Source organism: Dactylosporangium aurantiacum, from assembly GCF_000716715.1.
In the GTDB taxonomy this organism is placed as follows: Bacteria; Actinomycetota; Actinomycetes; order Mycobacteriales; family Micromonosporaceae; genus Dactylosporangium; species Dactylosporangium aurantiacum.
The window spans coordinates 146,932-163,778 of the sequence record NZ_JNYJ01000021.1 but is presented as its reverse complement, the minus strand read 5'-3'; the positions used below and the strand labels follow the sequence as shown (position 1 = coordinate 163,778).

Sequence of the window (16,847 nt, the reverse complement as noted above, 5' to 3'; positions counted from 1 at the left end):
GGGAGTCCTTGATCGCGGTCGTGGAGCGCCGCCTACCCCACCGTCGCGCTGGTCACGGCCGCGGCCAACCTGCGCTCCGGCGCCTGCGCCGTCCTGCGCTTCCAGCCGATCCTGCCCGGCACGCAGCGCGCCGGGGTGCCCACGTCGTGGCTCGCGTTCCCGATCGGCGCTCAAGCTCGCCGGCGCCGCCGGGCTCCTCGCCGGGCTGGCCGGCTTCGCCGCGCTGGGCACCCGCGGCCGCCGCTGGGCTGGTGCTGAGGCCCGGAGACGGTGGCGGCCGATCTTCCCGGACGAGCTCAGCGCTGGCGCTGGCGCCAGGTGGCGAGCGTCGCCTCCAGGCGGCGCTGGTTGCGGCTGCCGCCCGACAGCCCTCGGCGGGCCCGGCCGTAGAGCCAGACGGCCCCACCGACCACCACCGCGCCGACCACGATGTAGAAGAGGGCGCCGAGCAGCGCCTTGAACAGCCAGACGGCGATCGCGCCGGCGACGAACAGCCCGACGACGACGGCCACGGTCCCTGCGAGGAATCGGCCCATGCGTCCAGCATGCGCCCGCCGCGGCGGCCGGCGCATCGGGGAAGTCACTGAGTCAGGCGGCCAGGGCCGCGTACTGCCCGTCGGCCTCGATCAGGGAGGCGTGGGTGCCCCGCTCCACGACCCTGCCGTGGTCGATGACCAGGATCTGGTCGGCGTCGCGGACGGTGGAGAGGCGGTGCGCGATGGTGATGGTGGTGCGCCCCTCGGCCAGGGCGTCGAAGGCCCGCTGGACGGCGCGCTCGGTCTCGGTGTCCAGTGCGCTGGTCGCCTCGTCGAGCACCAGGATGCGCGGGTCGCGCAGCAGCGTGCGGGCGATGGCGATGCGCTGCTGCTCGCCGCCGGAGAAGCGGTAGCCGCGGGAGCCGACCATCGTGTCGTAGCCGTCGGGCAGGCGGGAGATCAGGTCGTGGATCTGCGCGGCCTTCGCCGCCGCGACGAGCTCCTCGTCTGCTGCGTCGGGCTTCGCGTAGCGCAGGTTCTCCCGGATGGTGGTGTGCAGCAGGAACGTCTCCTGGCTGACCACCCCGACCACCCCGGCGAGGTCGGCGAGGCGCACGTCGCGCAGGTCGACGCCGTCGATGGTGATCCGGCCGCCGGTGGGGTCGTGCAGGCGGGCGACGAGCGAGGCGATGGTGCTCTTGCCGGAGCCGGTCTCACCCACCAGGGCGAGGGAGGTGCCGGCCGGCACGTCCAGGCTGATCCCGGCGACCGCGGCGGCGTCGCTGCCCGGGTAGCTGAAGGTGACGTCCTCGAAGCGCAGGTGGCCGCGGGTCGTGGCGCGCGGCAGCGGCACCGGGTCGGCCGGGTCGTCGACCTCGACGGGCAGGTCCAGGTACTCGAAGATGCGGGCGAACAGGGCGAGGGAGCTGGTGAGGGAGACCCCGACGCCGAGCAGGCCCATGAGCGGGCGGAACAGCGCGGACTGCAGGGCGGTGAACGCGACCAGGGTGCCGATGCTCAGCGAGCCGGCGGTCGGTGGCAGGCCGGCGCTGAGGTAGATGACGGCCGGGATCGCGGCGAAGATGATGCTCATCGACGCCATCCGCCAGCGCCCGGCGAGCTCGGAGCGCAGCTCCAGGTCGATCAGCCGGTTGGAGGAGGCGGTGAAGCGCTCGACGAGGGCGGCGCCGGCACCCATGGTCTTGCTCAGGCGCACGCCGCTGACCGAGAGACCCTCCTCGATCGTGACGTTGAGGTCGGCGAGCTCGCGCTGGCGCTGTGCGGTGATCTCGCGGCGCATCCCGGCGACCTTGCGGGTCAGGTAGATCGCGGGCGGCAGCACGACGAGGGAGACCAGCGACAGCCGCCACGACAGCGCGGCCATGGCGACCGCGGTGGTGACCGTGGTGGTGAGGTTGGCGGCGATCGAGGTCGCGGTCGAGGTGACGACGCTCTGCATGCCGCCGATGTCGTTGGTGATGCGCGACTGCACCTCGCCGGTGCGGGTCCGGGTGAAGAAGCCGACCGACTGCCGCTGCAGGTGGCTGAAGACGTCGGTGCGCAGGCGGTGCATGACCTGCTGGCCGACCCTGGTGGAGATCCAGGTCTGCACGACGCCGAGCGCGGAGGTGACCGCGGCGACGGCGACCATGCCGGCGACCAGCCAGACCAGCAGCGTGGTGTCGCGCCCGGGCAGGGCGACGTCGATGACCTCGCGCAGCAGGAACGGCGAGGCGCCGCCGAGCGCGGAGGACACGACGATGATGGCGACGACCGTGGCGAGGGGGCCGCGGTGCGGGGTGAAGAGGCGGCCGATGCGGGCCAGGGAGACGGTCTTGGCGCGGGATTTGTCCGCGGCGCTGAGCTCACGCTCTCGTGGGGGTCGGGTCCGGTACTGGGGTTCCAAGGGAACTCGCCTTCTGTCGGGGAACGTTATGGTGAGGTTACCTCACTATGAGGGTCGAACACCAACCCTTGCTACCGTATTCCCGTGAAGGATGCCGACCGTGACGGTGACGAGAGTCTCGCCGAGGTGTTCTGGAGCGTCGCCCGCCGGCTGCGGCACCTGACGCACGAGACCCTGGAGCCGATCGGGATCACGCCCGGGCAGTCGCGCGCCGTGGCGGTCCTCATGCGGCACGGCGTCATGCGCCTCAGCGAGCTGTCGGAGCACCTGCGCATCGCGCCGCGCTCGACCACCGAGGTCGTCGACGGGCTGCAGGAGCGCGGCCTGGTGGAGCGCCGCCCGGACCCGGCGGACCGCCGGGCCACGCTCGTCGCGCTCACCGCCGCCGGCCAGGCCACCGCGGAGGCGATCCGGGCCGCCCGGCACGCCGAGGCCGAGCGGTTCTTCGCCGGTCTCGACGCCGGCGACCGCGAGACCCTGGCCAGAATCCTGCGGGTCCTGAGGCACTGACGCCGGCGACCCGAAAGGCCGCCGGCGCAGCGAAAAGCCGGCGCAGCGAAAAGCCGACTCAGTGAAAGAGCTGGCGCAGCGAGAAGCCGGCTCAGTGCAAGAGCTGGATCAGCGTGTCGCGGCCGTGATGGTGGCGACCTCCGCCGGGGTCAGGGCGACCGACGCCGCGGCCACGTTCGACTCCAGGTGCGACACCGAGCCGGTGCCCGGGATCGGCAGGATCGCCGGGGAGCGGCGGATCAGCCAGGCGAGGACGAGCTGGCGGGTGGTGATGTCGTAGCGCCGGGCGATCTCCTCCACGGCGCTCACCCCGTCGAGGTTCTGGATCGGCGCCCACGGCAGGAAGACGATCTGCTCCTGCTCGCACAGGTCGACCAGGGACTCCGAGCCGCGGTCGTCGACGTTGTACCGGTTCTGCAGCGACACGATCGGGGTGAGCCGCTGCGCCACCCGCAGCTGCTCCTCGGTGAAGTTCGAGACGCCGATGTGGCGGATCTTGCCCGCGTCCTTCGCCTCGACGAGCGCGCCGATCGAGTCCTCGAGGGGCACCGCCGGGTCGGGGCGGTGGAACTGGTACAGCGGGATCTGCTCCAGCCGCAGCTTGCGCAGGCTGCCGTCGAGGGCCTTGCGCAGGTGGGCCGGGTCGCCGTTGGCGGTCCACTGGTTGGGGCCGGGCCGCTCCAGGCCGCCCTTCGTGGCGATGACCAGGTCCTCGGGGTACGGGTACAGGGCCTCCGCGATCAGCTCCTCGCTGACGTCGGGGCCGTAGGAGTCGGCGGTGTCGATGAAGTTCACGCCGAGCTCCACCGCCCGGCGCAGGACCGCCACGGCGTCGGACCGGCTCGGTGGCTCGCCCCAGATGCCGTTGCCGGTGATGCGCATGGCACCGAAGCCGAGCCGGTTGACGGTCAGGTCACCGCCGAGGTCGATGGTGCCGGCCGCCCCGGCGGTGCTGGTCTGCTCTGACATGCGGCGGGTTCTCCTCAACGAAAACGATAGGCAGCTAATCAGCCAAACCTATCCACGGTGCCGGCCTATTCCAGGTCCGGCAGGTGGGATCCGCGGTGAATTGCTTATGGATTCGGTCGCGGCGGTGTGGGTATCGTGACCCCTCACGCCAACCGTTGGGAGTGATCCGATGCATGCACAGGACCCGACCGGGGTGGACCCCGACAGCCCGGAAGGCCAGGCCAGGGCGGCCGCCCGGCGCGAGCACGAGCAGGCGCAGAGCCGCGCCGTGCACGAGGCGCGCGGCGGGCGCATCGATGACGGTGCCGTCGACTCGACCGGCGCGCTGGTGCGCGACCCGCGCCGCGCGACTCAGCTCGACGAGGACATCTGAGCCTCGCGTTTCACCGCGTACATGCGGGCGTCGGCGCGTTGCAGCAGCGCCTCGGCGGCCCTCGGGTCGCCGTCGACGACGCCAACGCTCGCCCGCACCGGCAGCCGGTGGCCGTCGACGGGCACCGGCACGTCCAGCAGGTCCAGGAACCTGCGTGCCACGGCGTCCGCGTCCCGCACGTCGCAGCCGGGCAGCAGCACCGCGAACTCGTCGCCGCCGATGCGTGCCGCCGTCCCACCGGCGGGCACGCTCGCGGCGAGCCGTTCGGCGACACCCACGAGCACCGCGTCGCCGGCGTGGTGACCGTGGGTGTCGTTGATCGCCTTGAAGTCGTCGAGGTCGACCAGCAGCACCGCGGCCACCTGGTGCTCCGCCGCGGCGGCCAGCCGTGCGTCGAACAGGGCCCGGTTGGCCAGGCCGGTCAGCCCGTCGTGGGTCGCCTGGTGGCGCAGCTCGTCCTGCAGCAGCCGGGCCTGCGTCGCGTCGCGGGCGTTGCTCACGTACCCGCGGACGCTCGGCAGGTGCAGCAGGTTGCGGCTGACCACGTCCAGCCAGCGCCAGGAGCCGTCGGCGTGGGCGTAGCGCACCTGGTAGCCCACCGACGCGTTCGGGGTGGCCCGCAGCGTGTCCATCGCCGCCGCGAACGCCGGCAGGTCCTCGGGGTGGATGTGGGACACGACCGTCGTGCCCAGCACCGCCGCCGGTGACTTGCCCAGCAGCCGCTGCGTCGCCGGGCTCACGTAGGTCAGCGCGCCGGTCGTGTCGACGATCGAGGTGATGTCGGTGGAGTGCGCGAGCAGCGACCGGAAGTGCTCCTGCTGCGCGCCGAGCTCCGCCAGCAGCAGCGCGTTCTCCCGGAACGCGAGCAGCTGGCGGGCGACGACGAGGGCGGTGGTCGCGGCCAGGCCGCCGAGCAGCACCCACACGTCGGCGCCGGGACCGTCGTGCACGACGACCGGCAGCGCCGCGAAGAGCCCGACGAGGGTCGTGTACGGCAGCAGGCTGTAGGGCCGCGGGGCGCGCTGCGCCGAACGCCGCGGGTCGAGCCGCACCGAGTGCTCCTGCAGTCGTGGCCCGACCGCCAGCAGCAGCGGCGGCAGCACCTGCGCGGCGAGCAGCAGGTGCAGGTGCCGGCCGTCGGCGGCGACGAGCGAGCCCACCAGACCCTGGATGGCGGCGGCCGCCACCATCGGCGCGGCGGCCGGCACGCTCAGCGGCGCGTTGCCGCTGAGCACCAGCTTCACCGCGGCGAACGCGGCGAACCCGATGATCACCGTGCCGAGCAGCAGCGCCACCGGCGAGCCGCCGGCCCGCGGCAGGAGCAGCAGCCAGATCAACACCCCGGCGCCGACCAGCACCGACCCGGCGTCCAGCCAGAACCGCACGGTCGCCAACGGCGCCGGGTGCGTGAGCATGACCCAGATCAGCCAGCACGCGCCGGCGAGGATCGCCCCGGCCTGGAAGGGGTTCGGCATCGCCGCCGCCGGCCCGGGGCGCAGCCACGCGACGGCGGTCTGGCTGAGGTCGCCGGCGACGAAGAACACGGCGGCGTGCGCGGACAGCCGCCAGAACCGGCGGGCCGGCGCCGGCAGCTGCGGCAGGGCCGCGACCCGCCGCGTGAACACCCAGATGAGCAGGTCGAACACCGGCAGCGCGGACCAGAACAGCCGGACCCCGCCGGCGCCGGTCAGCAGGCAGCCGACGACGAGCGCCGAGCCGGCGACCAGACCGAGGAGCACCGGGTCGCGCAGCAGCCGCCCCGTCACGCGGTCAGCGCCGGGTTGAGGCGCAGGAACGCGGCGTCGACGTCGGCGACGGGCCCGGGCCGCGCGAAGTGGTAGCCCTGCGCGAGGCGGCAGCCGAGGTCGTGCAGCAGCCTCGCCTGGTCCTGCGTCTCGATGCCCTCCGCGATCGCCGGCAGCTGCCGGCTGGTGCCCAGCTGCAGCACGGCGCGGGTGAACGCGTGGTCGTCGCCGGAGCCGGAGCCGGCGGTGTCCGTCGGCACGAACGACCGGTCGATCTTGAGGATGTCGACGGGCAGCTGGGTCAGGTACGACAGCGACGAGTAGCCGGTGCCGAAGTCGTCGATGGCGACCCGGATCCCGTGCGCACGCAGCCCGTCGAGCGCGGCGAGCAGCGGTGCGGCGTCATCGGCGACCCCGACGAACACCGACTCGGTGATCTCCAGGACCAGCGCCCCGGCCGGCAGGCCCGTCGTCGCGAGGGTCCGCAGCACCTGCTCGGCGAAGCCGGGCTCGGCGAGCTGCCGCACCGACACGTTCACCGTCAGTGACGTGCCGTGCCGGTCGTGCCACGCCTTCGCGTCCCGGCACGCCCGCTCCAGCACCCACGCGCCGATCGGCACGATCATCCCCGTCTCCTCGGCGACCGGGATGAAGTCCAGCGGCGGCACCGACCCGCCCGGCGGCGTCCACCGCAGCAGCGCCTCGACCGCCACGATCCGCGCCGACGGCAGCTCCACCACCGGCTGGTAGTGCACGGCCAGCTCGCCGCGCTCGACGGCGTGCCGCAGGCCCGCGCTGATGCGGGTGAACGTCTCCCGGGCCGTGCGCAGCTCCGGCCGGTACACGCTGACCCGGTCCCGGCCGGCGCGTTTCGCGGCCCGCAGCGCCAGCTCGGCGTCGGCGACCGCGTCGCGGGGCGCGGCCTTCGGCGTCAGGTGCACCAGCGCGATGCTGGCCGTCAGGTGTACGGTCCGCGCACCGACCGTGAGCGGCGCCTTCAGCTCGGCCCGCAGGTGCTCGGCGAGGTGCCCGGCCCGCAGCGGGTCGACGTCCTCGACGAACAGCGCGAACTCGTCGCCGCCGAGCCGGGCCACGGTGTCGGCGGGCGCGGCGGCGGCCAGCAGCCGGGCGGTGACCGCGACCAGCGCGTCGTCGCCGAAGGCCCGCCCGTAGGCGTCGTTGACGTCGGTGAACCGGTCCAGGTCCAGCAGGATCAGCGCGTGCCGGCTCTGGTCGTCGGCCCTGGTCAGGGCCCACTCCATGCGCTGGGTCAGCAGTGCCCGGTTGGCCAGGCCGGTCGTCGGGTCGTGCAGGGCGCCGTGCCGCAGCTGGTGCTCCAGCGCCTCCCGCTCCACCAGGGCCTCGGCCAGCTCCTCGCCGCGGCGGGTCAGCTCGCCCGCGTGCCGGTCCAGTTCCGCGGAGCGGCGCTGCGCGACCCTGGCCAGCCCGCCCAGGCGCAGCACCAGCAGCAGCGACAGCCCCGCCGACACCAGCGCCGGCACCAGCAGGTGGTCCCCGCCGGCGGCGCCCGGGACGAGCAGGGCGAGCGGGCCGATCATCGCCGCCGCCCCGAACATCGAGATCCGCCCGCAGGACACCACGTGGCCGTCGGCGCGCCCGGCGGGCACCGGCCCGGGCACCGTGCGCTGCAGCCCGGCCAGCCCGAGCGCCAGGTACGACAGCAGCCACAACGCGTTGTCGACGGTGTCGACGGAACGGGTCGCGCCCGTCGCGGCGTGCGCGAAGAAGATGAAGTTGGCCGCCAGCAGCAGCCCCAGGCCGGCCAGCACGAGCCGGTTCGCCGGCCGCCGCCACGCGCCGGTGAACAGCACCCGCACCCCGGTCGCGAACAGCACCAGGTCGCACACCGGGTACAGCAGCGCCAGCGCCGTGGCGCCGGGACCGCCCGGGTCGGCGTGGTGCAGGTACGGGTGGAGCAGGAACACCCAGTGCACCAGCGCCAGCCCGGCCGCGATGACGGACGCGTCGAGCAGCGCCGTGCGGGCCCGCCCGCCGTTCGCGCGGACCAGGCCCGCCAGCAGCAGCCCGTAGGACAGCAGGTAGCCGATGTCGTTCCAGGACGGGAACGGCACCGCCCCGTCGTGCCGGAGGTCCTCGCCGGCCCAGACGACGTCGGCGGCGACGCGCACCCCGAAACCGAGCACGACCAGCCGCCACGGCCCGGTCGTCGCGGCGCGGTCCCGCCAGACCCGCACCAGCAGCGGCGCCGCGCACACGACCGCGGTGAGCAGCCACATCACGTGCCCGGGCCGGCCGCCGGTCACCGAGGACGCGACGATCCCGGCCACCGCGAAGGCCACCAGCACCCGCTTCGTTGTGTGCACGCACGCCTCCCGTCAGCGACCTCCGTCGAGTGCACCCCCGGGCGGGTGTCCGCCGGTTGCCCGCACGGTTGCCGTGTGGTTGGCGCCCGAACCGGGAAGGAGAGACCTATGCGGTGTCTGAGTGGGAGGTACCGCCTCGGTCGCAAGCTCGGCCAGGGCGGTATGGCGAGTGTCTGGCGGGCGCACGACGACGTCCTGGACCGCGAGGTGGCGGTCAAGCTGCTGACCCCGGAGCACACCGCCGACGCCGACGCCTTCGAGCGGGCCCGCAACGAGGCCCGCTGCGGTGCCCGCTTCGCCCACCCCAACGTCGTGGCCGTCTACGACTTCGGCACGTCCCGCCGCGGCGGCCGCGGCACCGCCTACCTGGTGATGGAGCTCGTCGAGGGTCCCCTGCTGGTCGGGGCGCTGCGCGACGGCCCGCTTGACTGGCAGGTCGCCGTGCGGATCTGCGCCGAGGTCTGCGCCGGCCTCGCCGCCGCGCACGGCCACGGCATCGTCCACCGCGACGTGAAGCCGGCGAACATCGTGCTCACCGCGGCCGGCGCGAAGATCCTCGACTTCGGCGTCGCCGCCCGGGTCGGGCACCCCGCCGAGCCGGTCCTGTTCGGCACCCCGACGTACGTGGCCCCGGAGCGGCTCGACGGTGAGCCGGCCGGCCCCGCCGCCGACGTGTACGCCGCCGGTGTGCTGCTCTACCAGTGCCTGACCGGCCGCATCCCGTGGCCCGTGAACACCGACGAGCAGGTGCTGCACGCGCACCGGTTCACGCCGCCGGCGCAGCTGCCGCCGATCCCGGGCCTGCCGCCGGAGGTCGCCGAGCTGTGCGCCGCCAGCCTGTCGAAGGTCCCCGAGTGCCGGCCGACGGCGGTCGCCCTGGCGCTGATCCTGTCGGCCGCGGCGGACGTCCAGGTGCACGTGCCGCCGGTCCTGGCCCACCGCACGGAGCCGGTCCGGGCCGCCCTGGACGCACCCACGCTCGCCGTGTGACCCGCCGGCGCCCGGCCGGCCGTCAGCTGGCCGTCAGCCGGCCGTCAGCCGGCCAGGTCGGACGTCCGGTCGGCGGGCACGACCACGTACTGGCGCAGCGACAGGTCACGGAACGTCACCGGCCCGCGCGGTCCCGGGACCCGGTCGATGTTGATGCCGGTCTCCGGCAGGGCCAGCAGCTTGAACCCGTCCAGCAGCCGGGTCGTCGCGTTCCAGAACGCGCCGGTGCCCGCGTACGCCGCGAGGAACTCCCGGGCGGCCTCGGCGGACTCGGTGACGATGCCGGCCGCCAGCCCGGACGTCTCGTCGTTGGCCAGCCGCGCCGCGGCGAGCGGGCCGGAGACCGGGGCGATCGTCACCGTCGCCTCACCGGCCGAGTCCAGCGCCCACTCGTAGCCGAGGGCGTGCGCGTGCGGCGGCAGCGACGCGGCGATCGCCGGGGTGCGGGCGGCCAGCGTCTCGACGATCCCCGGGACCGTGGAGTCCCACAGCGTCTCGTGCACGAGCAGCAGGTTGAGCCGGTTGCACACGCCGAGCCGGTCCAGGCCGGCGTCGACGAGCGCGGCGGCCTTCGCCGGGTCGGCGGCCGCGTCGATGTACAGCACGCCGCCGCCGTCGGCGTGGGCGAGGGTCCGCACGCCGTGCAGGGCGGCGCGCTCGGCGAGGCTGCGGGTGCTGTCGCCGCTGCCGCGCAGGATGACCAGCGGGATGAGGCCGGGCTGCGAGACGAGGGCCTCGGCGGAGTCGCGGCCCCGGCTGCGCACCAGCTGCACCGCGGCCGGGTCGAGACCCGCCTCGGCGAGGGCCGGCGCGACGACCGCGTCCATGAGGGCGACCGCGGAGGCGAGCGCCGCCGAACCGGTCCGCAGCACCCCGGCGTTCTGCGACTTGACCAGCTGCGAGGCGACGTCGACGGTGACGTTCGGGCGGGCCTCGTAGTTGGCGCCGATTACCCCGACCGGGCGGCGCCACTCCTGCAGGACCAGCCCGCCGTCGAGCGTGCGGATCGTGCGCTGGGCCGGCTCCGCCTCCACCCCGGCGAGGATGTCCAGCTGGGCGGCCATCGCGTCCAGCCGGGCCTCGTCGAGCTTGAGCCGGTCGAGCAGGCCGCCGCTCATCCCGCCGGCCACGGCCGCGGCCTGGTCCTCACGGTTCGCGGCGAGGATCGTGTCGCGGGCGCCGGTCAGGCGGCGGGCCATCCCGCGCAGCGCGTCGTCGATCGTCTTGGCCGGGGCCACGGCGAGCGACGGCGCGGCGGCCCGGGCCGCGTGGGCGGCCGCCGAGACGGCGTCCCGGGATGAGTCAGCGGACACGGCGGCACTCCTGTGGACGAGAGAAGGCGGAAGCCAGATTCTAGTGCGTCACCGTTTGCGCGCCTGGAGGGTGTACGTCTGCGGCAGTCGCCACGGCCGCTCCGCGAGGCGGAACTCGCCGTGCTCGTCGGCGACGGTCCGGCCCGGCAGCGCGTCCCACGGGGCGCTGTCGTGCTCCTGCAGCATGGTCAGCTCCAGCCCGGCGTCCATGACCGCGGTGACGATCTCGCCGAGTCCGTGGTTCCACTGGTGGGTGACGGTGTGCTGGAACGTGACGTCCGTCTCCACGTACGTGCCGGACTCCTCCCACACCAGCGGCTCGACGCGTTCGAAGTACGCCTGGTCGACGGCGAGCACACCGTCGGGGCGGGTCTCGTCGACCGCCCACAGCATCGGGTGACCCTCCCGGATGAACAGCCGGCCACCGGGCCTGAGCAGCGCGGCGACGACACCGGCCCAGCGGCGGACGTCCGGCAGCCAGCACAGGGCGCCGATGCCGGTGTACACGAGGTCGAACGCGCCCGGTTCGAGCACCTCCGGCGCGTCGTACACGTCGGCCTGGACGTAGTCGATCGACGCGCCGGTCGCGGCGGCGAGGGCCCGGGCCTCGGCCAGCGACGCGCCGGAGAAGTCCAGCCCGGTGATCTTCGCGCCGAGGCGGTACAGCGACAGCGTGTCGGTGCCGATGTGGCACTGCAGGTGCACGGCCCGCAGCCCGTCGACCGGGCCGAGCCGCGGCAGGTCGAACCGGACGACGTCGCTCAGGTACGCCGGGTCGTCGATGAACCGCTGCCGGGAGTAGCCGGGGGAGGCGGCGTGCGCCGGGGCGCGCTCGTCCCACTGGGCCCGGTTGAGACGCAGGTATTCACTCACACGGTCGAACCTGCCATCTGCGGCGCCGGCTCGACAGCGGTTTTCCGCGGCCGCAGCCACAGCGCCGCCAGAACCAGCAGCCCCAGGCTGACCAGGGTGTACGTGTCGCCGACGACCCGCTGCACGCCGTGCCAGGTGGTGGGGTCCTCGATGTCGGGAAGGTGCCACAGCACGCCGCGCGGGGCGGCGACGTGGTCCCCGCGGCCCTGCATCGGCCAGGCGAGGAACGCCATGACGAGCACGCCGGGCAGGCCGGCGGCGAGCCACCGCAGCCGGGGCGGGGCCTGCGCGGCGACCGCGGCCGTCGCGACCAGGACCGGCACGATCCACGCGTAGTGGTACGTCCACGACACCGGCGAGACGAGCAGGCCGGTGAGCGCGGTGCAGGCCACCCCGGTCAGCTCCTCGCCGCGCGCCCAGGCGGCCCGGGCGATCGCGAACCCGGCCACGGCCACGACGAGCGCCAGGGCGTAGTACACGCCGTCGGAGCCGGTCCAGCGGGCGGCGAGGGTGTGCAGCGACTGGTCCAGGGACCCGCCGAGCGCCGCGTCCTGGGTGACCCGGCCGGAGCTGGCGAACATGCCGGTGAACCAGTACTGCGCCGAGTCGCGCCAGTCGGCGACGAAGCCCAGCACGGTCAGCCCGGCGAACACCCCGGCGGCCGTCGCGGCGTCGCGGTACCGGCGGGTGATCAGCAGGTACACCACGAAGATGCCGGGGACCAGCTTCGCGGCGGTCGCCACCCCGATCGCGGCGCCCCGCAGCCGGTGCCCGTCGGGCAGCGCGAAGTCGGCCATGACCAGCAGCACCAGCATCATGTTGATCTGGCCGTCGTTCAGGTTGGCCTGGACCGGCTCGAGCCACAGGCCGCCGGCGGCGAGCGCCAGCGCGGCGCCGGTGAGCCCGGCCCGGCCGCGCAGGCCCGCCATGCGCAGGCTCAGCAGGCACACCACGACGAGTGACACGACGGTGAGCGCGTTGAGCGCCACCAGGGCGTGGGTGCTGCCGAGCCGGGACAGCGGCTCGAACGCCAGCAGCGTCACCGGCGGGTACGTGAACGGCCAGTGCCCGCCGGTGAACGCGAGGTCGTAGACGTGCGCGTCGTGCCGGAAGGCGGCGCCCGCCTGCACGTAGACCTCGATGTCGGGGTCGTCCAGCTGCGGGCCTTCGAGCCTGGCGACCTGCAGCCAGCTGCCCAGCGACACGGCGAACGCCAGCACGCCCGGCAACAGCAGCCAATCCGGAAGCATCCGTCTCACGGTGCGCAGCGTCCCACAACCGCGTCCGGCAGGTGGCTCAATGGCCGGTATCAGCCGCCGGGACGGTGCCGTGGGTCGGCGACCAGGTGGGATTCGCCCCGTTCACCCAGATCCGGGGGCCGTCGCCGCCACCGCGGCGCTGGAGCCGGTGTCGCCGGTGCCCGCATAATCACCGGTTGTGGACGTACGCGACACGGTCGAGGCGGTCTTCCGGATCGAGTCGGCGCGGCTCGTCGCCGGCCTGGCCCGGATCGTGCGCGACGTCGGCCTCGCCGAGGAGCTGGCCCAGGACGCGCTCGTCATCGCGCTGGAGCAGTGGCCGGTGCGCGGGGTGCCGGACGACCCGGGCCCGTGGCTGATGGCCACGGCGAAGCACCGCGCCGTCGACGCGCTGCGCCGCCGCGCCACCTACGAGCGCAAGCTCGCCGTGCTCGGCGCCCCCGAGGGCGTGCTGGACGAGGCGCCGGACGTCGACGACCACATCCAGGACGACCTGCTGCGGCTGATCCTCACCGCCTGCCACCCGGCGCTGAGCGCCGAGTCGCAGGTGGCGCTGATCCTGCGGACCCTCGGCGGGCTCAGCACCACCGCGATCGCCCGGGCGTTCCTGACCACCGAGGCGACGGTGTCGCAACGCATCCTGCGCGCCAAGCGGACCCTGGCCGCACGCGGCGTGCGGTTCGAGCTGCCGGCCCCGGCCGAGCTGCCGGCGCGCCTGACCGCCGCCCTCGGCGTGTTCTACCTCATCTTCAACGAGGGCTACTCGGCCTCCGCCGGCGACGACTGGGCCCGCCCGCAGCTGTGCGAGGAGGCGATCCGCCTCGGCCGGGTCATGGCCGGGCTGCTGCCGGCGGAGCCCGAGGTGCACGGGCTGTGCGCCCTCATGGAGCTGCAGGCCGCCCGGATCCCGGCCCGCACCGCGCCGGACGGCACCCCGGTGCTGCTCATGGACCAGGACCGGCGGCGGTGGGACCGGCTGCTGATCCGCCGGGGCCTGGCCGCGCTGGCGTCGGCGGAGGCGCTCGGCACGCTCGGGCCCTATGGGCTGCAGGCCGCGATCGCCGCCTGCCACGCGCGGGCGCTGCGCCCGGCCGACACGGACTGGCCGCGGATCGTCGCGCTGTACCGGCTGCTGGCGCACGTCGCGCCGTCGGCGGTGGTGCGGCTGAACCTGGCGGTCGCGGTCGGCATGGCGGCGGGGCCGGCGGCGGGCCTGGCGCTGCTCGACGAGCTGGACGGGGCGCTGCCCGGCTACCCGTACCTGCCGGCCGCCCGCGGCGACCTGCTGGAGCGCCTCGGCCGGCACGAGGAGGCGCGGGCCGAGTTCGCCCGGGCCGCCGCGCTGACCGGCAACGCACGCGAGCGCGACCTGTTCCTCGCCAGGGCCGCGACCCCGCCGCTCTGACCTGGCGGTCATCGGATGAATGCCGAAACCGGAACGCTTGTGTTTCGTGGCGCGGGACTGGTAGACAACAAACCTCCGATGTATGTGGGGGAGTTGTGCGAGGAGAATTTGACGGTCTCGCCGCCGTCGTCACCGGCGGCGCGTCCGGGATCGGCCTGGCCACGGCCCTGCACCTGGCCGGGCGGGGCGCCCGCGTGGCATGCCTCGACCTGCGCCCCGACGGGCTGCCCGAGCCGCTGCTCGGCATCGCCGCCGACGTCACCGACGACGCGACCGTGCGGGCCGGGGTCGCGGCGGCCGTCGAGGCGCTCGGCGGCCTGGACATCCTGGTCAACAACGCCGGCATCGGCGCCGTCGGCACCGTGGAGGGCAACGACGACGACGAGTGGCACCGGGTCCTGGACGTCAACGTCGTCGGCCTGGTGCGGGTCAGCCGGGCCGCGCTGCCCCACCTGCGCCGCTCCGCGCACGCCGCGATCGTCAACACCTGCTCGATCGTCGCCCACGCCGGGGTGCCCGACCGCGCCCTGTACAGCGCCAGCAAGGGCGCGGTCCAGGCGCTGACCGCGGCGATGGCCGCCGACCACGTCCGGGAGGGCATCCGGGTGTGCTGCGTCAACCCCGGCACGGTCGACACGCCCTGGGTGCGCCGGCTGCTCGCGCAGGCCGCCGACCCCGAGGCGGAGCTCGCCGCGCTGCAGGCCCGGCAGCCGACCGGGCGGCTGGTCGCCGCGGAGGAGGTCGCGGCCGCGATCGGCTACCTCGCCAGCCCTCTGGCTGGCGCGACGACCGGCACCGTCCTGGCCGTCGACGGCGGCATGCACGGCCTGCGGATGCGGCCACGCCAGTGAGCCCGGCCGTCCGCCTGGGCCTGGGCTGCGCGCAGCTCGGCAACCTCTACCACGAGATCGACGACGAGCGGGCCCACGCGACCGTCGACGCCGCGTGGGACGCCGGGGTGCGCGTCTTCGACACCGCGCCGCACTACGGGCTCGGGCTGTCGGAGCGGCGGCTCGGCGAGGCGCTGCGGGGGCGGCCGCGGGACCAGTACACCGTCAGCACCAAGGTCGGCCGGCTGCTGGTCGGCGACCCGGCCTGGTCCGGCGGCCAGGACACGGAGGGGTTCGCGGTCCCGGCGACCCACCGGCGGGTCTGGGACTTCAGCCGCGACGGCATCCGCCGCTGCCTGGAGGCCAGCCTCGCCAGGCTCGGCCTGGACCGGGTCGACGTCGCGTTGCTGCACGACCCGGAGGAGCACCAGGAGGTCGCGCTGCGCGCCGGCTTCCCCGCCCTCGCGCGGCTGCGCGAGGAAGGGCTCGTCGGCGCGATCGGCGCCGGCTCGAAGGACGCCGCGGTCCTGACCCGGCTGGTCGAGGAGTGCGCCCCCGACGTGGTACTGGTCGCGGGCCGGTTCACGCTGCTGGAGCAGCCGGCCCGGGAGACGCTGCTACCGGCGTGCGCCGCCGCGGGTGTCGAGGTGTTCAACGCCGGGGTGTTCAACAGCGGGCTGCTCGCCGTCGACGAGCCGAGCGCGGACCTGCCGTACGAGTACGGCCCCGCCCCCGCCGCCGTGGTCGCCAGGGCCCGCGCCATCGCGGCGGTCTGCGCGCGGCACGGCACGACCCTGCCGGCGGCGGCGCTCGCGTTCGCCGCGGACGACCCCGCGGTCACCGCCGTCGTGGTCGGCGCGGACTCGCCGGAGCAGGTGCGCCGCAACGCGGCCCTCGCGGCCGCGCCGCCGCCCGCCGCGCTGTGGCCGGCGCTGCGGGAGGCGGGGCTGCTGTGACGGCCGCCGGGACCGCCGCCGTGACCGCCGCCGTGCCCCTGGTCGTCCGAGCGGACCGGCGGGCCGTCTTCGGCGGCACGGCCGCGGCCTGCTACCGGCTCGGCACCGGACCTGACACCGGCCCTGACCCTGACCCAGCGGGCGTAGAGTCGCCGCGGAGGCACGCATGGCACTGACCGACGAGGCGATCGACAAGATCAAGGGCATGATCACCTCCGGTGAGCTCGGCCCGGGCGACCGGCTGCCGAAGGAGGCGGACCTCGCCGAGCGGCTCGGGCTGTCCCGCAACTCGCTGCGCGAGGCGGTCAAGGCCCTGTCGATGATCCGGGTCCTCGACGTGCGCCAGGGCGACGGCACCTACGTCACCAGCCTGGCGCCCGACCTGCTGCTCGACGCGCTGAGCTTCGTCGTGGACTTCCACCGCGACGACACCGTCCTGCAGTTCCTCGAGGTCCGCCGGATCCTGGAGCCGGCGGCGACGGCGCTGGCCACGGAGCGTATGCAGGCCGAGGACATCACCAGGCTCCAGGCGGTGCTCGACCAGCTCGGCGACCACCCGACGATCGAGGCGCTCGTCGCCAACGACCTGGAGTTCCACCGGCAGATCGCGGCCGGCTCCGGCAACGCGGTGCTGTGCTCGCTCATCGACGGGCTGTCAGGGCCGACGACCAGGGCGCGGGTCTGGCGCGGCCTCACCCAGGAGGGCGCGGCCGAGCGCACCCGCGAGCAGCACCAGGCGATCGTCGACGCGATCGCCGCCCGGCAGCCGGACCTCGCCCGGTCCTGGGCCACCATCCATGTCGCGGGCGTCGAGGAGTGGCTGCGCCGCGCGCTGTGACCCGGCCCGGGCCCCGGTGACCGAAACGGCTCAGGTCGGACGTTTCGCCGCCGATCGGC

15 protein-coding genes are annotated in these 16,847 nt (G+C 74.7%); 7 read left to right on the top strand and 8 right to left on the bottom strand.

The genetic code is table 11. From position 1 onward, the window contains the following. Positions 1–296: 296 nt before the first annotated feature. Positions 297–536, bottom strand: coding sequence for a hypothetical protein (locus tag OP18_RS23590; RefSeq protein ID WP_033361162.1), 240 nt, complete (start codon positions 534–536; stop codon positions 297–299). Between the two features lie 52 nt (positions 537–588). Next, the gene (locus OP18_RS23585; protein ID WP_245635505.1) at positions 589–2,301 is read right to left on the bottom strand and encodes an ABC transporter ATP-binding protein; all 1,713 of its coding nucleotides are present in this window, start codon (positions 2,299–2,301) and stop codon (positions 589–591) included. A gap of 165 nt (positions 2,302–2,466) precedes the next feature. On the opposite strand from OP18_RS23585, the gene OP18_RS23580 reads away from it, so the two are divergent. After that, positions 2,467–2,892, top strand: coding sequence for a MarR family winged helix-turn-helix transcriptional regulator (locus OP18_RS23580; RefSeq protein WP_033361160.1), 426 nt, complete (start codon positions 2,467–2,469; stop codon positions 2,890–2,892). Between the two features lie 108 nt (positions 2,893–3,000). Here the strand turns inward: OP18_RS23580 and OP18_RS23575 are convergent, their stop codons facing one another. Further along, complete coding sequence (locus OP18_RS23575; protein ID WP_033361159.1) at positions 3,001–3,861, bottom strand: aldo/keto reductase; 861 nt, start codon at positions 3,859–3,861, stop codon at positions 3,001–3,003. Between the two features lie 169 nt (positions 3,862–4,030). On the opposite strand from OP18_RS23575, the gene OP18_RS23570 reads away from it, so the two are divergent. Then, a complete protein-coding gene (locus OP18_RS23570; protein WP_156089715.1) occupies positions 4,031–4,234 on the top strand; it encodes a hypothetical protein in 204 nt (67 codons plus the stop codon). Here OP18_RS23570 and OP18_RS23565 read toward each other — a convergent pair. Both OP18_RS23565 and OP18_RS51400 read right to left on the bottom strand, forming a co-directional pair. Continuing rightward, positions 4,213–6,000, bottom strand: coding sequence for a diguanylate cyclase domain-containing protein (locus OP18_RS23565; RefSeq protein ID WP_033361157.1), 1,788 nt, complete (start codon positions 5,998–6,000; stop codon positions 4,213–4,215). The two genes, OP18_RS23570 and OP18_RS23565, sit on opposite strands and share 22 nt — an antisense overlap. Beyond that, the gene (locus OP18_RS51400) at positions 5,997–8,324 is read right to left on the bottom strand and encodes a putative bifunctional diguanylate cyclase/phosphodiesterase (protein WP_156089714.1); all 2,328 of its coding nucleotides are present in this window, start codon (positions 8,322–8,324) and stop codon (positions 5,997–5,999) included. Before OP18_RS51400 ends, OP18_RS23565 begins: the two co-directional genes overlap by 4 nt. Positions 8,325–8,432: 108 nt before the next feature. On the opposite strand from OP18_RS51400, the gene OP18_RS23555 reads away from it, so the two are divergent. Then, positions 8,433–9,314, top strand: coding sequence for a serine/threonine-protein kinase (locus OP18_RS23555; protein WP_033361156.1), 882 nt, complete (start codon positions 8,433–8,435; stop codon positions 9,312–9,314). Positions 9,315–9,358: 44 nt separating this feature from the next. Here the strand turns inward: OP18_RS23555 and OP18_RS23550 are convergent, their stop codons facing one another. From OP18_RS23550 to OP18_RS52910, 3 genes are read right to left on the bottom strand one after another with little or no spacing between them, the layout of a single operon-like run. Further along, on the bottom strand, positions 9,359–10,627 hold the full coding sequence (locus OP18_RS23550) for an aldehyde dehydrogenase family protein (RefSeq protein WP_033361155.1): 1,269 nt from the start codon (positions 10,625–10,627) through the stop codon (positions 9,359–9,361). Between the two features lie 48 nt (positions 10,628–10,675). After that, the gene (locus OP18_RS23545) at positions 10,676–11,500 is read right to left on the bottom strand and encodes a class I SAM-dependent methyltransferase (RefSeq protein WP_033361154.1); all 825 of its coding nucleotides are present in this window, start codon (positions 11,498–11,500) and stop codon (positions 10,676–10,678) included. Further along, positions 11,497–12,750, bottom strand: coding sequence for a glycosyltransferase 87 family protein (locus OP18_RS52910; protein ID WP_081971030.1), 1,254 nt, complete (start codon positions 12,748–12,750; stop codon positions 11,497–11,499). Before OP18_RS52910 ends, OP18_RS23545 begins: the two co-directional genes overlap by 4 nt. A 187-nt stretch (positions 12,751–12,937) precedes the next feature. Between OP18_RS52910 and OP18_RS23535 the strand changes: the two genes are divergently transcribed. The 4 genes from OP18_RS23535 (at position 12,938) to OP18_RS23520 (ending at position 16,788) form a co-directional block, all read left to right on the top strand. Continuing rightward, positions 12,938–14,164: an RNA polymerase sigma factor gene (locus OP18_RS23535; protein WP_033361153.1), complete on the top strand. Its 1,227-nt coding sequence runs from the start codon at positions 12,938–12,940 to the stop codon at positions 14,162–14,164. Between the two features lie 95 nt (positions 14,165–14,259). Beyond that, a complete protein-coding gene (locus tag OP18_RS23530) occupies positions 14,260–15,015 on the top strand; it encodes an SDR family NAD(P)-dependent oxidoreductase (protein ID WP_033361152.1) in 756 nt (251 codons plus the stop codon). Next, positions 15,012–15,950 (top strand): aldo/keto reductase, encoded by a 939-nt coding sequence (locus tag OP18_RS23525; protein WP_033361151.1) that lies wholly within the window; start codon positions 15,012–15,014, stop codon positions 15,948–15,950. The genes OP18_RS23530 and OP18_RS23525 overlap by 4 nt, the downstream gene beginning before the upstream one ends. Before the next feature lie 166 nt (positions 15,951–16,116). Beyond that, positions 16,117–16,788, top strand: a complete 672-nt coding sequence (locus tag OP18_RS23520) for a FadR/GntR family transcriptional regulator (protein WP_033361150.1) — start codon at positions 16,117–16,119, stop codon at positions 16,786–16,788. Positions 16,789–16,847: the final 59 nt, after the last annotated feature.

Coding starts and splice junctions, on each gene's coding strand:
- OP18_RS23590 (WP_033361162.1), bottom strand. CDS start 536: ATGGGCCGATTCCTCGCAGGGACCGTGGCCGTCGTCGTCGGGCTGTTC.
- OP18_RS23575 (WP_033361159.1), bottom strand. CDS start 3,861: ATGTCAGAGCAGACCAGCACCGCCGGGGCGGCCGGCACCATCGACCTC.
- OP18_RS23570 (WP_156089715.1), top strand. CDS start 4,031: ATGCATGCACAGGACCCGACCGGGGTGGACCCCGACAGCCCGGAAGGC.
- OP18_RS23555 (WP_033361156.1), top strand. CDS start 8,433: ATGCGGTGTCTGAGTGGGAGGTACCGCCTCGGTCGCAAGCTCGGCCAG.
- OP18_RS52910 (WP_081971030.1), bottom strand. CDS start 12,750: ATGCTTCCGGATTGGCTGCTGTTGCCGGGCGTGCTGGCGTTCGCCGTG.
- OP18_RS23520 (WP_033361150.1), top strand. CDS start 16,117: ATGGCACTGACCGACGAGGCGATCGACAAGATCAAGGGCATGATCACC.